We start from the raw sequence: 15,579 nt of genomic DNA, 5'->3' as shown, positions 1-15,579 counted from the left end.
GAGAGGTTCTATGATATGACAAGCGATTTTTCCGCCGCCCGAGTGCATTTAGATCGAGCGTATGACTACCTTTGTGGGGATGACCTGATGAGTCAAAGGGGCCGCGAAGCCTTGGACCTGCTAATTGAGGCGGTTGCCGTCGAAGAGTTCAAGCAGCCACGCCAAAGCGCGGAGGTGCTAAGGTTCCGATCGGGCGCCGCTGCTGAGGTAATCTCCACGGCCGCCATGTAGCCTCGCAGGTGAGGCGCTCACCGCAGGGACTCCGACCCGTGAGGGCCGGCAACGAACGCATTGGCAAACGGGAAAGCCCACTTGCTAGTCCCGCTCCCGACCGGCGTGGCAAGAAGGCCGGCGGGTTCCCAAGCGGAGACATTGATGCCGGACTATGACGTGCTTTGCATCGGCAATGCCAATGTCGACATCATTGCCCAGTGTTATGAGGCGTTTCTCGAGACCAACGGCATCATCAAGGGCGCGATGAACCTGATCGACATAAGGCGCGCCGAGCTGTTGTACAGCCGCATGGGCACGGCGATCGAAGCCTCGGGCGGCAGCGCCGGCAACACGGCCGCCGGCGTCGCCAGCTTCGGCGGGCGCGCTGCCTTCTTCGGCAAGGTGTCGAACGACGCGCTCGGCGAGATCTATGCCCACGACATCCACGCCCAGGGCGTCGCCTTCGACACCAAACCGCTCGAAGGCCAGCCGCCGACGGCGCGCTCGATGATCTTCGTCACGCCCGATGGCGAGCGCTCGATGAACACCTATCTCGGCGCCTGGATCGAACTCGGCCCGGAAGACGTCGAGCCCGACAAGGCGTCGGGCGCCAAGGTGACTTATTTCGAGGGCGTTCCGACAATATCTCAGAAGCGCAGATGGTGCCCCTCCGCGTTTACGTCGGGGATGACAATGACCTCCTCTATGATGCGAGGGGCATTAAGAAGATCGCCGAATTCAACAGTTCAATTGTCATTCGTTTGGCGCGTGAACGTTGCCCACCAACGTTCGCAATGCAGGCGTTGCAACCCGAACATATGATGAAGAGCGCCTGAGGTTTCTTCCAATACGGCAACAGGCAGATGAGGCGCATGTGTTGCGAGCTGCCGGGGTGATCTCGAAAAACGAGCAGTTCCTTCATCCGATCAATGTACGGCCAAAGCCCGCTCTGCCTGCGAAATTCGCAGCGGGTTTTGCCCAAGCCCTCGAAGACATTGCAGGCACGTAGGCAACGGCCATGGTTGCCCATGCGAAGCATCAATCATGGGACACCAAAGTGGGAACAGACGGCTATTTCCATAGCCTTGTAGTGCACCCCGATTGCACGGGCGAAGATTCATGGGGTCGCCAGCCCGCGGCGAACATCTGTGAAAGATTCGGAATCAAAGAGTGGTCGACCGATAGGTCCATGCATGTGAGGGTAGTTAATAATCTGCGTGCAAACAGCCCAGACCGTTTTCAAAAGGCGTACGAAAGGGCCGCCGAGATGATCTCACTGCAGCATGGACCTGAAAGGCCACAGAAGATCGTCTGAAGCTTGGTGAAACGGGAATGCCTCGTTAGGCGACGGCTATTGGAATCCGAGTAACCCTTAAGCATTTCTCGCGACTCCCGGACGCATTTCGACTGGCAGAACGACGGGCGGACGCCATCCATCTCCATCCGCCAATTCTCGACAGCGGCAGTCTATTTCCGAGTGTCGCGATCAGACCCGTTGTGGAAGTTTGCTCGCCCTTGGTCGAACTCACCCCCCCATGACCCAGGGGCTGTCCTTGGGAGGAGTGCTTTTTCGGATTGTCAAGATTTAGCCGTGACCGATCGAGCAGCGGTGTAGGTCGTGCTGCTGAGGGAAATCAGGCGTAGCCCGCTCCTGTGCCGAGCCCGTTCGATGGCTGCGTCAATGTTCGGATTTTAGGTGACACGCAAAACAAGGCTAGTCTTTTTATAAAAAACAAATATCGTCTGCATTTCTGTTCTTTGGGTTAGCAAGAGAAGCAGGCATGCAATCCTGGATAATATGCGCCGACTAATAAAGTGACAGGCGTATACTCCGCGTTATATTTGCTAGGAAGTCACTGTAAGATTTGGGTGGAGGGTCCAAAATGACAGTCGCCGACTCGCAACGGCTGCGCACCATAGCCAAGCAAATTGCCGACGCGAGTTCGCCGGAAGTGCTGGCCAATATCGGCGAAGTGCAGAGACAAGCGGAGTATTCCGGATGGGTGGCCGATGCCACCACGGCGATGAACGCGCGCTATGGCCCCGGGCCGCGGGCCACGGCGCAGCCGGCCGAGGAGGGTGTGGAGGCGGCCCTCGGCGGGGCACCGCCCCCTCCAGGCGCACCACCGCCCGGCGGCGCGGATGGCGCACCTATACCGCCCCCGCCGCCAATCACCAATGACGAAACCATCGTATTCGCGGTGGGCACGCCGGTCTTCCTCGTCCAAAACAACGCCATCGACATCAACAGCGCCCGCGCCGAGGCGACGGCTTGGCGACAGATCCTGACGACTAACGCGCCGCTGCTCAATCGCAGCATGGCCTCGATCGGTCGCGTCGACGTGAGTAATTTCGACAACCCGTTTGTCGGAACGGCCTGGGTCATCGACGACGGGCTGGTGGTCACCAATCGGCATGTTGCCAACCTCTTTGCGGAAACTTGCGGGGCAGGCTTCACCTTCAAGCTCGGCTTCGACGCGCGCACGCCGATCGGTGCCGATATCGATTTCCTCCAGGAATTCGGGAACGCAGCCTCCGAGCCTGTGGCGGTCGAGCGAGTCGTCTGGGTGGCGCCGGAAAACCTACCCGACGTCGCCTTCCTAAAGCTCGCGCAGAACTCGTCATCCGTCGGGCGTATGAAGCTGCAGCTTGCCCCCGACACGCCGCGGGCAAAGCTGCCTGTGGCCGTGGTCGGATATCCGGCAAGCGGCGTCCGGTTCTCGGATCAGCAGCTCGTCAACAAGATATTTGGCGGTGTCTACGACAAGAAGCGGGTGGCGGTGGGCAACCTCCTCGGCGTTGGCGGCGACAACATTACCCATTCTTGCGCGACTTTGGGCGGCAACTCCGGCTCACCGGTCATAGACCTCGGTACCGGGCAGGTGGTGGCGCTGCATTATCGCGGCATTGAATTCATTGAGAACGACGCGGTGCCGATGGACCAGCTCAAGCGCTGCCTTGCTCGCGCACGCGGCCTACTGGAGCACACTGGAGGATTTATAAGGCCCGACAACAGCAGCGGGGGAGGCAATTCAGGCTCTGGACGGGGTGGTATCACCTTCACGGTACCGCTCAGGATTACAGTCGAGATCGACGGCGCTGCGTCGCCGATGTTTGGTGCCGCCTCGTCGGTCGGCCCTACGCCAACTCCTACCGCCGGTCCGGCCTCGAGCAACGCCGCACCGCCCGCGGGCAGCCCTCCTCCAGCCAGGGAAAAGACGCTCGCCGCCGTACGCACTGCACGCGCTCTTCTTGCAAATCGCGAAGACGTCGTTGCGGTCAAACCGGGGTATCGCTTCGAGAATGGTGAGATCACCGACGAGCGCGCTGTGGTTATCGCGGTCAAGCGCAAGGTCGACCTCGGCGCGCTCGAGTCGCGCGGGGTGATACCGCTTCCTTCCTACATCGATGGCGTACGCACAGACGTAACGGTCGCCTCGACGTCCGACCTTATGGGACTCAGCGTCGGCGACGAGGCACCGCCTAGCTGGCATACCAGCTACAAGCCGCGGCCCGATCTGCCTCTCACACGACGCAAGACGTCGACAAAGTTCACATTGCATACGGGACCCGACGCAAGCTGGCCGGTGCTAGGGCCGTTCCTTGCGGCAACGACGAAGTCGCTGGTGGTGGCGATGTACGATTTTGGAGCCGTCAACGTGGTAAACGGCGTTCTCGACGCGGTCAAGACCAAAGCGGAGACGATGTCTCTCGTGTTGCAGATGGGCGGCAAGGTACACGCGGGCGATTTCACCGATTACGAAGCCGTGGATAAGATTCGCGACCAAAAGGGCAGCAAATTCAACTTTGCTCCAGCGAGCGTGGGCAAGACTGGCATCTTCGATTCCGCCTACCATATCAAGGTCGCAGTACGCGACCGCTCGGCAATGTGGCTGTCAAGCGGCAACTGGCAGAGCTCCAACCAGCCCGAGGTGGCGCCGCTAACCAACCCGGGTCATGCGAACGCGCTCAGGCTATACAACCGTGAGTGGCACGTGGTGCTTGAAGACAAGGAGCTAAGCCAGCTCTACGAAGCGCACATCCTGCGCGACCTCGAGGAGGCCAAGGGAGCGCCAGAATCGGTGATGGACGAGCCGCTGGTGTGGGTGCCGGCTGACCTGACGTTCGACACGCTCGAAGCGGCGGCGAAGCCGCGTTACTTCCAGCCGATGACGGACACGCGTGAGATCGACGTGCAGCCGATCCTTACGCCCGACAACTACATCGACGTAGTGCTGCCGTTCGTCCGGTCAGCGAAACGCACGATCTTTTTTCAGAACCAGAGTTTCAACACCAAAACCGTGGGCGACAACTACTGCAAGCTGCTCGATGCCCTCTTGGCACAGCAGAAAGCAGGTCTCGACGTCCGCGTCATCTTCCGTTCTTTCGGTTCGGACGACCGAGAGACGATCAGCGATGCCAAGGACTACGGCTTCGACACAGGCAAAATCCGCAAGCAGAAGAACTGTCATACCAAAGGCATCATAGTGGACGGCGAAGCGGTGCTTATCGGAAGCCACAATTGGACCACAGCCGGAACCGGATTTAACCGCGATGCGAGCCTGATCTTCTACGACCGTGGCATTGCCAAATTCTACGAGGACATCTTCCTCTACGATTGGGATCGAATTGGACCAGCCAAGATCGACGAGTCGCTGCCAGCGCCGATCATCATGACCGCGGCCAACGACACAACGCCACATCCCGGCTACGTGGCAGTGCCGCTTTCAGTCATCCTAGGGCGTTGACCAGAGGGCTATTCGATCGGCGAAACATGGAACTGCCCAATCCAACAATCCCGCGTGGGTAGTAGACACAGTTCACCGGGTTCTGATTTGGCGCATCTCCGCTTTCTTGAATGTTAAATCCTACCCTTTGCCAAAGGCATGATTCACCGGGAGAATCCTGGGCCGTTCATTGAGCGGGCTGCGGTTTCCGCTGATGTGAGTTGTGGGGCATATCCGTCACGTGCGATGTCATGGCTCAGGCTGTCGATGTCCTCCCTCTTGGCCTCAGATACGGAGCGTCGCACCGGGTCATCAGGAACGAGCAGGTCTACGATGCGGCGCTCGAACGGCTGTCCGACCTCATGTCGGCTGCTCCCGGCACCCCTGAGTTCGACGAGCAGCATCTTGGTCGATGGGTATCAGGCTGAGCATCATGTGATCGAAATGCCTACGCATGGCGATCGGCGACTTTCGGAAGGCCGTCGCGGTCAGCGCTGTATGCGTCAGTCTGGGAGAAAGGCCCGGTCCCCGACGTAAATCCATAGGCGGATGGTCGGTGCTTCATCTTCGCCAGGCGAAACAAACGCCGTCCGTGCGCAGTGTTCTTGAGGGTGGATTGCAAAGTAGTACGCATCCGCGCCGCAGCTAACTGCAGCGCAGACGCAGCGTGGCCTTGGCTCGTCTATGCTTTTGCTAGGATGGCCTCTTCCTTCTGTTGCATCGAAATTGTCGTGCTGTAATACGGCCAAATGTAAGGTCCACCCGCACCTTGATTCAGGTCTTGATTGATTGCCTCATACCCAGCGATAGCTGGCGGTGTGGACTGATTGGTTACAAGCAGTTGGAGGGCTGTGATGGGCTGATTGCCTGTTTCGCCGTTTTTCCAGACCATGTAAATGTATTTCCCGCCTGCCCCTTGTTTGAGGTCTTGGCCCGTCCATTGCCAACCAGAAGGCGGATTCGATTGCGCTTCGTTGTATGCAACGAAGTTGATCGATGTCACAGGATTGCTGTGTCCAAGAATATAGCCAATGTAGATGTACTTTCCGCCGACGCCTGTATTCGTGTCGGTTGGCAGGAAATCCCAAGGCGGCTGATATTTTGGTCCAGAACTGTCATCGACCTGATTTGTCAATTGCTGAATCGGCGTAGTCATTTTGGCGCTCCATTTTGTGCCAGAGTTTTCACTCTTCCGCCGGATCATCACTAGATCTTTGTTTTACGTGAGAGCGTAAGAGCGACCGTCGACCAGCAAGTCTCGCGCCAATCGAAACTATGATGCTGGGACAATGCGTTAACTCTGAGCGCGATCTGTCTCGTTTCGGACATTGTCGAAGTTCCGACAGCAAGCCTTTGCTGCCCGATCGATACGCGGTGCGTTCTAATCTCCTAGCGTCGCGAGGCGTGCATCCGGACGTATTGAGGTAAAGAAATGGCGCAGCCGGACACGACGGCCAATGCGCCGATGGGTCCCAAGGCGCCGAAGAGCACTGTGCTGACGCCGGCCGAGGAAGCCATCGTGGTGGCGTTCCGGCAGAAGACGCTGCTGCCGCTGGACGACGTACTCGGCTGCCTGAGAGACACCATCCCCAACCTCAGCGCAGCGCCCTGCAGCGATGCCTCCAGCGTCACGGCGTCTCCCGGCTGCCGGTCGAAGAGACCAAGGAGCAGCGCAAGCGATTCAAGACCTACGAGATCGGCTATGTCCACATCGACAGCTGCGAGCTGCGCCACGCCGACGGCAAGCTCATCATGTTCCTGGCCATCGACCGCGTCTCGAAGTTCACCTATGTCGAGTCCACGACAGCGCCGGGATGATGGAAGGCTCAGCCTTCCTCAAAAACGTGGTGGAGGTCTTCCCCTACAAGATCCACATCGTGCTCACCGACAATGGCATGGCTTCGCCGACCTGCCCAAGAACCGCGACGGCCCCAGCCGCCGCTTCTTGGGTCCGCACATCTTCGACCGCGTCTGCATCGCTAACGACATCGAGCAAGGGCTTTTTGGTCAGATTTGCGATATTCTCTTCTCGCGCATGGATGACCGCGTGGCGAAGAGCAGGATCGAGGTGAGAGTCCTGCCGCGAAGCCTCTATCGTCGTACCTCATTTGCGGCATCCGTGCGCGCCTTCTTCGGACCTCGTCGGTTCCAGCCGGAGACAAAGCGCGCGTATGCGCCCTCGGCCTGTTCCACCCAGCGCCTCTCCTCTTCCCGGCGGCTCTTGATGTTGTAGACATGCGCGGCCCCCTTTTGGCCGCGCACAGCCTTGCTCCCGGCCTTGAGTTCCACATCGCGCAGCTTCTTGGCATGCAGGGAGGGTCGAGCCCACGCGTTACTCTCGACCTTCGTCAGCAGATGCCAGATCACGACAGCGAGTTTGCGTGCGGTTGCGACGGCCGCGACATGCTGGCCGCGCCGGGCTCGCACGCGCAGGAAGAAGGCTCGCAACGGTCCTGGTGCGCGTGCCGCCGCCCAGGCCGCTTCAACGAGCATGCCGCGGGCATGTCCGCGTCCCTGCTTGGTGATCCGTCCGTGGTGGGCAGGTCCTGACCCTGATTGCCGGACACTCGGATTCAAGCCAAGATAGCTCACAAGCTTCTGCGGCTCCTCGAAGCGCGACACGTCGCCGATCGCGGCCTTCATTGCAAGCGCGACGGTCATGTCGATGCCAGGAATGGTCATCAGCCGCTTCACGCTTTCATCTTCAAGAGTCGAGCGGGCAAGATCGCGCTCGATAACATGGAGGTCGTCGCCCAATCGGTCGAACTCGCGCAGATGCCGATCGATCGCGAGGCGCTCGTCTTCCGGCACGATCTGTTCGCTCAACCACGACCGGCCCTTGGCGCCGCACAGATCGGCATGCGGGCAGGACGGGATGAGGTGGCTATGAAGGATCGACTGGATGACATTCTTCAAGCGTGATCTTTGCCGGACGATCTGATTGCGCCGCGTCACCTGCCGGCGCAGTGCCTGCGTCGGTTCGTCCGGAATCCAGACTTCCGGCAGGAAGCCGCTGGCATAGAGCTGCGCCAGAACGCCGGCATCGATCGTGTCCGCATCCGGGAAAGTCGCGAGGGGCGGCCATGTAACGAGCTCGGGCTCTCAGCCCACGGTCTAAAGACGGCCTGCCCGCACTTTCGTGCTCCCGGTGCCCCACGTCCCGGATGGGCTCACCATAAGGCCCGTTCCCAAAGAAGAACAGTAGGACGAAAAGGCACCACAGATCACAATACCGGATAATGGCCAGGCCGAGCGGATGAACCGCACCATCAAGGATGCCACGGTCAAGGTCTACCACTACGACGACCTGCAAAGCCTCAAGGCCCATGTCCTGGCCTTCGTCGCCGCCTACAATTTCGCTAAGCACCTCAAGGCTCTGCGATGGCGAACGCCCTACCAGGTCATCTGCGAGGCCTGGACGAAAGACCCGTCAATCTTCAAGATCAATCCGCACCATCTCATTCCGAGACCACACACCTAGCAACAATCTGGGTCTCTCATGAACATTTTTGTGCGTGTTGACGTTGCCCCTGCGGCCTGATCCCGATTGAAGTTCGTGGCCCACTCAGAGGGCGGCAGTACATGAAGCGCAGCCGCTTTTCTGAAGAGCAGATCGTGGGATACTGAACGAGCATGAGCCCGGCTGAGATCTACCCTCATCCACGTGCATGATCAGCTTACGATGGGCGGTCTCGGCTCGATGATGCCCGGTTAGCGGGCGCGTAGCTTCCGTATTGTATGCTTGCCTTCACCTGCGGGGTATACATAGGCCCTCTCTATCGAGAAAAGCATCAAAGGCGGCAGCGACAGCGCGAGTCAAAAAGCGATGCTCCCGCCGTACGCGGACAAAACCGTTTTCGAAAACCACTATCCCGTCCTTGGCCAGGATCGCCAAGCGCTCAGCTGAATCGAGAAGACGGATCGGATCAGATCCGTAGGCGGCACAGATTGCCGGCAAATCGGCCTCAAAATCGCACATTAATCGCTCGATAATTGCGGCTCTCGCGCGGTCGTCGTCGGTGAGGCGATGGCCCTTCGATGTCGCCAGTCGGCCATCTGCGATGTGCTGGATGTAGGAATCCCGTGTAACTTCGTTTTGAACGTACCCTTGGCCGATGCGGCCGATAGCCGACGCGCCGAAACCGATCAGGGTTCTGCAGGTGTCGGCCGAGTAGCCCAACGAGTTACGCCGCAGGCGACCGGTTTTCTGTGCCAGCGCGAGCTCGTCGTCAGGCAAGGCGAAATGGTCGAGCCCGATCTCTTGGTAGCCGGCGGCACTCAGCGTCACGGCGACAGCCGCATGCTGTTCAGCGCGGACAGCGCTGTCGGGAAGAAATTCCTCCTCGATGAGGCGCTGATTCTTTATTTGGGATGGTATATGTGAGTAGCCGAACACGGCAAGCCGGTCGGGGCGCATGGCGACCGCCGCCCTCGCTGTCTCGACGCAGGACTCCACCGTTTGACGCGGCAGGCCGTAGATGAGGTCGAAGTTGATCCGGTTTATTTCGTGCCGGCGCAGCATTTCCACGGCAGCCGACGTCTGGGCTTCGCTCTGGATCCGGTTGATCGCTTTTTGAACAATGGGATCGAAGCTCTGCACGCCGAGGCTCGCGCGGTTCACGCCGGCCGCTCCCAAGCCTTCCGCCATCTCGGGCGTGAGTGTTCGTGGATCGATCTCGATGGCGACCGTAGCTGTTTTCGAGATGGCGAAGCGGCATCGCAGGAACTCCATCAGAGCGAGGAACTCGGCTGGTCCGATGAGAGACGGCGTTCCGCCGCCGAAATGTATGTCGCTCACGGGCAACGTCTTCGGCACTCGCTCCGAAACCAGACGGATCTCGTCACGCAGCGCCGCCAGATAGTTGAGGATGGGCGCATCACGGCGGGTGATGGTGGTTGGGAAGCCGCAATACCAGCAGGCTGATCGGCAGAACGGAACGTGCAGATAGAGTGACACCGGATCGTTAGCCGGCAGGTTCCTGAGCCATTCCTCATAAGCCTCGGCGCCGACCGCCCCAGAGAACTCCGACACAGCCGGATAGATAGTGTACCAAGGCAGCCGGGCCTCTCGAAATTTCGTGGTCTGCAACGGTCACCATCCCATGCTTGATAACAATCAAACCTACCGCTGCGCTCGCCTGTGTCTTTGCGCTATGTCAGTCCGTTCCGCTATGGGCTCGAAACTGGATGTCTTAGGAATGGCGCCGTTCGCTCTTTGGCTGGACAGCGATGGTCTGAGCACTCGGTCACCGACTGACAATGGTGATCCCGCCGCGACCCTCACGCGCACCGGTTTGTTCCACCACCCCTTCCCTTCACCTGCGTCCCGGAGATTCTGCTAAGCGCAGCTGCCGCATCCCACGAGACAATAGGTCTTGGGACCACACTTTGCTCGCAAGCTAGTGCCGCTCTTAGTGAACTCTGCCATGTCGATGAGCTCGTGGTGTGAATTGCTGGCAAGAAGCATTAGCTGTGGCGCGCCGCTTTCAGGACGAGAACCTGCTCGACGCGACAGTCCGGTCCGCCGCAATACCAAGGCTGGCGCCTACTGACTCAGTGGTGCAAGGCTGCAGCGCGTAGTTATCGACCATCAGCTCGCCAAAATGACGGCGTCGTGCCGACGGTGCCGCCGCAGATGGCTCAACGTCGGGGCTCACCGCAAACAATGCTGTCCCATGGAACGACACTGTCGCGAAGCGAACAGACGAACCTTAGCCGAAACGTTTGCCGTTCGTGCTTGGGTGGATCCGCAAGGCAAAAACAAGGAAGCGCGAACCAAGGTCCGCCCGCACAATTGAGCTTCAAGCCGTAGCTAGATCGTCAGGCTGGCACGTCATTTGCGGTCGAATGCAATCGAACCCTTTTGTGACGCCTACCTCTACCAGCTGAGTTGACGGTGATGATTGTACAAAATTTTGCATACCCCCATTACGCCGATAATTATGTATCGGAAACTAAACTTAATATCTAACCACAATTACCAGAGTACATTCTCGGCCTTCCTTCAGAGTTTAGCTGCCGGCGCAGCAAAATTGCGCGTATTTCAAAGTTGCTCACAGAATCACTCGCGTCCATCCCTTTATTATTCAAGCGGAGATCGACAATGACCATTAGGAGCCTCCTCCTCGGCTCAACTGCGGCACTGATTGCCGTTTCCAACGCTCGCGCCGTCACCACCCTCGCCGAGCCTGACCCGACAGAGTACGTCAAGATCTGCGACGTCTACGGCTCGGGGTACGTCTACATTTCAGGCACCGAGACCTGCCTGCGAATCGGCGGCTTTGTCCGTTACGACGTCGGATTGTTTGACCACTCAAGAACCTCGGATGTGAGGACTGGTGAGCATCAGGGCACGTGGCAAAACAACACACGCTTCACATTGAAAACCTGGACCGGCCAGGAGACCGAACTCGGCACGGTGAAGACCTACACCGAGACCCGCGTGAACTTCGGCGACCACCACACATCGGTTTCGGACAGTTCTCGGTCCTATGCCTTCAACGGAGACAGCATCTTGACTTTCGCCTGGATTCAGCTTGGTGGCCTCCGAGTTGGTAAGGACTGGTCGGCCTTCGACATGTTTACTGGCGGCGCGGGTGATGTACTGAACCAGACGCCAGTCCCGTACGGCGCTTTCGATACCAATGTGATTCAGTACTACTTGGACGCCGGGAACGGCTTTTCGGCCGTGGTTTCGCTCGAACAAGGCTCGGGCGTGGTCGGCACAATCGACAGCTACGCTCCCCACGTAGTCGGCGGCTTGAAATACACACATGGCTGGGGAGCGATCACCGGCGTTGCCGCTTACCATAACAACTACGAAACGCTGGCCGCCAAGGTCCGTGTCGACATCAATGTCACCAACGAACTGTTGCTGTTCGGAATGTTCGGCTACGGTTCCAATGGCCAGCTCAACTACGACTCCACGAATGCGGTAGACGCTCATGGTCGCGGCTTCTATAAAATTTGGGGCGGGAACTGGGCTTTCTGGGCTGGCGCCGCTTACGAGCTCAACGAGATAACTTCGTTCAACCTTCAGCTCTCGGGTGATCAGCTCAAGAACTATGGTGTCGCTGCGAACGTCGCCTATGCGTTTCTTCCAGATTTCACTGTTACGGCTGAAGTCGACTATGACCGCTACGGAAACTCCGCTGTCGGAAAAGTGAAAGCTTCCAACGTGAACTGGACCAATGCCAACAAGAAGAGCAGTGTCGGCGGCATCCTGCGTTTCGAACGCTCATTCTAATGATCAGATGAACCGAATCGGGTGGCGCCGATCCCATTGGACTCCATCGGCGGCTTTAACCCCCGGCCGGCTCGACGGAGTCTTGGCGGCTGGTGCGGACATCGCGGCGGTGGTCACCGACATCACCTTGAATGGCGATCCCGAAGCGCGCACGCGAGAACGGACCGAAAAGACAAAGCCATGGCGCTGAGGCATGAACCGCATGTGCTTGTTCCGGAGGGACCGGGCTGCAGCGGCGGTGATGGAATCGAGCGCGATATCGAGACGCTCTCCTCCTTGGGCATGCGCAGCTGTCTTTCCGTCACTGCGGTACGACATCGTCACGGACATACTTCATCTACAACCCCCGTCTGGTTGGCGATCAGATGCGTTCGGCGCTGCAGGCCAAGTCGTCACACCCAATGTTATTGAACTGGCGCTTCTCGCCGGCTCAGAGCTGGCGGTGGATGAGGTCGGCGCGCTTCAACAAGGACAACAACTGCTCGCCGCCGGGGTTCAGGCCCTGCTGAAAGGCGGCCACAGCTCAGGACCTCGCTCAACGGATGTTTACGTTGGTCCACAACCCGTGCGTCTCGACGCTCGTCGGCTGGCAAGGACTTGGCGGCCATCTGGCGGTCGATTGAGGAAGCCGTGCTAGCGTCGCATAAACCACCGCGTCTGCCGCTCCTCCCATTTGGGATAGGGATGGTTCTTATCCAGACAATTGATTTTACCAATCTCTGACGATACCGCATAGCGGCGCCGGCGGAATGATCACCGTTAGGCAATGAGGATCGCACTTCGGTTAACGTTATCAGCGCAGGCCATTTTGCTGGCGAGGCAAGGGCCGCGCGCAGGAATTTGCAATGCTAGTGGCCGGCAGGCGTGCATCGCGACCGACGTAAAAACCAAGCACGTCTGCGGCCACGTTCCGATCGGCCGCATCGGCGCGCCGAATGAGATTGCCGGCGAACTAGCCGTGACGGCAGTCATCTCACCGGCGCATCCCGCCGATCGATGGCCTGCCAGTTGGTGCAGCATGGGCTGACACTGTTCACGGCATGAAGCCGCTCGCGCTCCGGACGGTTGAAATGGAGGAAATTTGCGTGGAACCGATCAGTCTCAACGTGCTTCTGACCAGCGTCGGCAAGGAACTCGGCGTGTCGCCGTGGCGGGTGGTCTCGCAGCGGATGATCGATCAGTTCGCCGAGGCCACCGATGACCACCAGTTCATCCACTGCGATCCGGAGCGCGCCAAGCGCGAGACGCCATTCGGCGGCACCATCGCGCATGGCTTCCTGTCGCTTTCGCTTTTGTCGGCAATGACTTTCGAGACCATGCCGGCGCTCGAAAACAGCAAGATGGGTGTCAACTACGGCTTCGAATCGCTACGCTTCCTGGCGCCGGTGAAAACCGGATCGCGCATCCGCACCCGTTTCGTACTGGCCGACGTCAAGGTCAGGCCGTCAGGCTGGGTGCAGACGACGCAGGGCGTAACGATTGAGATCGAGGGCTCGAAAAAGCCAGCGCTTACCGCGCGCTGGTTGACGCTGACGCTGATCAAACGCCAGCCGGAAGCGCCTGAAGGGCTCTACGAGCGTCAGCAGGGATGATCTGCACACGCCGGCCAACCTGCAGGGCGATGTAGACGACCAGCGCGCTACCGATCGGCAAACGCGGCCACGTGGGCCGACAGGTAGAGTGGGAGGAATGCCTGATCAGGCTCCGTCGGAGAGGGCGTGGATGTATCGGAAGCGCCTCGCCTTTCGCTTCACGAAGTTCTATGGTGATTGCGGACCACGTCGAAAAATCGGCTTGTGATGAGTTGGCAGATCCTCCCGACTGAATCAGCCTCAAATGGGGTGTTCTCGATCAACCGGGTCCAACTTGACGGCGCGGGTGTCGCTGATCGGCTGCTCGTCGACGGGCCAGGTAAAGGCAGAACGCGGCGGTGCAAGAGCTACGCAGTTGATGTGGACTCCCAGAGCTGGGAGCCGGAAAGCCACGATCAGAAAGACCCCCGAGCCCCTCAGTCGGGATCGAATAAAGTGGCTTGGCGAGAGGCCTTCGAAGACGGGGTCGAGAGTAGACGGACGAGCTCGACACGCGTATTGCGCAGTATTGTCGAGAGACGGAGGATTTACGCTCGCTACTCAACTGACAATTCAGCGAGACGCCTCGATCGAGGCTTACGGCTCTGCTGCTTGCATGCCGAAAAGCAAGGTTGGACAGTCGTCGACAGCAAACCGGCCGCCGATCTGGGCACGTCGCTGTTGCATCCGGCCTTCAGGAGCGGATCAGCGATGCAGGGCAGATTCGTGATCGTGCTCGCAGAGCCGATGGATCGCCTGACCCTGACCGCTGCAAACCGGGCAGCCTGGGCTGGTCAAACGTTGCAACAGATCCTTCAAGGAATTTCATAGAGTCTTAGCAACTCCGGCTCGCTGTGAATGGTAGGGTTGTTGCACCCGTCTGAGGTCAGTGGGTCAAAACCGTGGCCCCGCTAATCTTCGACTCGCGCCTAACTGCTTGCCATTTCGGCTAAAGGCAAGAAGAACGCCCATTTGTTTGTTCGACACAGCGATGTCGGCCGTCGTTGCGGCCACCGAGATTTGTCCGGTCGCTAGACAACCTGAAAGCTGCAACTTCTGTGGAGAACGCGAAATGAGAAATTCGGTAGGGCTTGGTCCTGACCCATGATGACACTGGTTAGTCGCCTACGCATGGCAGCGCATTCTGACCGCCTTCGAATACTGGGCCTTTGTGCGCATGCGGACCTAACTGTCTGCGAGCTAGCGGAGATTATGGGCGTGTGTCGAGAGCGGGTTGCGCGACACGTCCGGCTGCTCGCCAGAGCCGACTGTCTTTGCTGCAACGAGCAGGCTCCATGGCGCTCGTACCATCTCAAAGCAGAATCCAACGACGGCGGGCTGATTCGACTACTGGTCGATCTCCTGCCCCATCGCGACGGCTATCATAAACAGGACCTGCAGCGGCTTGAAGCGGTACGAGACACGCGGCCGAAGGGGACCGCATGCTTGATCGTGAAATAATCAATCCAATTGGAGCGCGAAGCTACCATGGACACCATCGCCCGGTCCGACACCCCTGAGAGGTCATCCTTGGCGGCGGTTGATTGCCGCGTTCACGAGCTGCTTCAGAGACAGAAGCGGCAGGAGCGGACGACCCTCAAGCTCATCGCCTCAGAGAACTTTGCGTCCTCGGCCGTGCTGGAAGCGAACGGCTCGATTTTCACGAACAAGTACGCCGAGGGGTACCCCGGTGCGCGCTACTACGCTGGAAACGAGATCGTCGATGAGCTTGAGAATCTAGCCATTGAGCGCTTGAAAGAATTATTCGGCAGCGAGCATGCCAACGTCCAGCCTTATTCTGGCTCGCCGGCCAACCAGGCTG

Annotated in this window: 9 protein-coding genes and 6 pseudogenes; 12 read left to right on the top strand and 3 right to left on the bottom strand. The window is 59.0% G+C overall.

The genetic code is table 11. The features are described from left to right. Positions 1-15 precede the first annotated feature (15 nt). The 4 genes and pseudogenes from NKJ26_RS31830 to NKJ26_RS31815 all read left to right on the top strand — a co-directional run bounded on the left by NKJ26_RS31830 (position 16) and on the right by NKJ26_RS31815 (position 5,368). Positions 16-231, top strand: a complete 216-nt coding sequence (locus NKJ26_RS31830; RefSeq protein ID WP_352699700.1) for a hypothetical protein — start codon at positions 16-18, stop codon at positions 229-231. Positions 232-375: 144 nt separating this feature from the next. Continuing rightward, positions 376-846 (top strand): annotated as a pseudogene (locus NKJ26_RS31825) (adenosine kinase); the annotation flags it as partial. A 1,250-nt stretch (positions 847-2,096) separates the two neighbouring features. Next, the gene (locus NKJ26_RS31820; RefSeq protein WP_352699698.1) at positions 2,097-4,961 is read left to right on the top strand and encodes a phospholipase D-like domain-containing protein; all 2,865 of its coding nucleotides are present in this window, start codon (positions 2,097-2,099) and stop codon (positions 4,959-4,961) included. Positions 4,962-5,191: 230 nt separating this feature from the next. Further along, on the top strand, positions 5,192-5,368 hold the full coding sequence (locus tag NKJ26_RS31815; protein ID WP_352699696.1) for a hypothetical protein: 177 nt from the start codon (positions 5,192-5,194) through the stop codon (positions 5,366-5,368). A 254-nt stretch (positions 5,369-5,622) separates the two neighbouring features. Here the strand turns inward: NKJ26_RS31815 and NKJ26_RS31810 are convergent, their stop codons facing one another. After that, positions 5,623-6,096 carry a hypothetical protein gene (locus NKJ26_RS31810; RefSeq protein WP_352699694.1) on the bottom strand — a complete coding sequence of 158 codons (474 nt, stop codon included), beginning with the start codon at positions 6,094-6,096 and terminating at the stop codon, positions 5,623-5,625. 268 nt (positions 6,097-6,364) lie between these two features. Between NKJ26_RS31810 and NKJ26_RS31805 the strand changes: the two are divergent. Continuing rightward, positions 6,365-6,942 (top strand): annotated as a pseudogene (locus tag NKJ26_RS31805) (transposase family protein); the annotation flags it as partial. An 89-nt stretch (positions 6,943-7,031) separates the two neighbouring features. Here NKJ26_RS31805 and NKJ26_RS31800 read toward each other — a convergent pair. Further along, positions 7,032-7,994, bottom strand: a pseudogene (locus NKJ26_RS31800) (IS110 family RNA-guided transposase); the annotation flags it as partial. Between the two features lie 184 nt (positions 7,995-8,178). Between NKJ26_RS31800 and NKJ26_RS31795 the strand changes: the two are divergent. Next, positions 8,179-8,421 (top strand): annotated as a pseudogene (locus NKJ26_RS31795) (integrase core domain-containing protein); the annotation flags it as partial. A gap of 267 nt (positions 8,422-8,688) precedes the next feature. On the opposite strand, the gene hemN reads toward NKJ26_RS31795, so the two are convergent. Continuing rightward, the gene (gene hemN / locus NKJ26_RS31790; RefSeq protein WP_352699692.1) at positions 8,689-10,029 is read right to left on the bottom strand and encodes an oxygen-independent coproporphyrinogen III oxidase; all 1,341 of its coding nucleotides are present in this window, start codon (positions 10,027-10,029) and stop codon (positions 8,689-8,691) included. A 1,014-nt stretch (positions 10,030-11,043) separates the two neighbouring features. Here hemN and NKJ26_RS31785 point away from each other — a divergent pair. From NKJ26_RS31785 to glyA, 6 genes and pseudogenes are all read left to right on the top strand, one after another. Further along, entirely contained in the window at positions 11,044-12,186 is a 1,143-nt protein-coding gene (locus NKJ26_RS31785; protein ID WP_352699690.1) for a porin, read from the top strand. An 18-nt stretch (positions 12,187-12,204) separates the two neighbouring features. Next, positions 12,205-12,376: pseudogene (locus tag NKJ26_RS31780) on the top strand (thiamine phosphate synthase); the annotation flags it as partial. A gap of 3 nt (positions 12,377-12,379) precedes the next feature. Next, positions 12,380-12,823, top strand: a complete 444-nt coding sequence (locus NKJ26_RS31775; protein ID WP_352699688.1) for a bifunctional hydroxymethylpyrimidine kinase/phosphomethylpyrimidine kinase — start codon at positions 12,380-12,382, stop codon at positions 12,821-12,823. Between the two features lie 433 nt (positions 12,824-13,256). After that, on the top strand, positions 13,257-13,778 hold the full coding sequence (locus tag NKJ26_RS31770) for a MaoC family dehydratase (RefSeq protein ID WP_352607562.1): 522 nt from the start codon (positions 13,257-13,259) through the stop codon (positions 13,776-13,778). Between the two features lie 591 nt (positions 13,779-14,369). After that, entirely contained in the window at positions 14,370-14,588 is a 219-nt protein-coding gene (locus NKJ26_RS31765) for a hypothetical protein (protein ID WP_352699686.1), read from the top strand. Positions 14,589-15,245: 657 nt separating this feature from the next. Then, positions 15,246-15,579 (top strand): annotated as a pseudogene (glyA, locus tag NKJ26_RS31760) (serine hydroxymethyltransferase); the annotation flags it as partial.

Source organism: Mesorhizobium sp. M0152, from assembly GCF_040322415.1.
Lineage (GTDB): Bacteria > Pseudomonadota > Alphaproteobacteria > Rhizobiales > Rhizobiaceae > Mesorhizobium.
The sequence above is the reverse complement of the archived record's forward strand: the minus strand, read 5'-3'. Positions and strand labels throughout refer to the sequence as shown.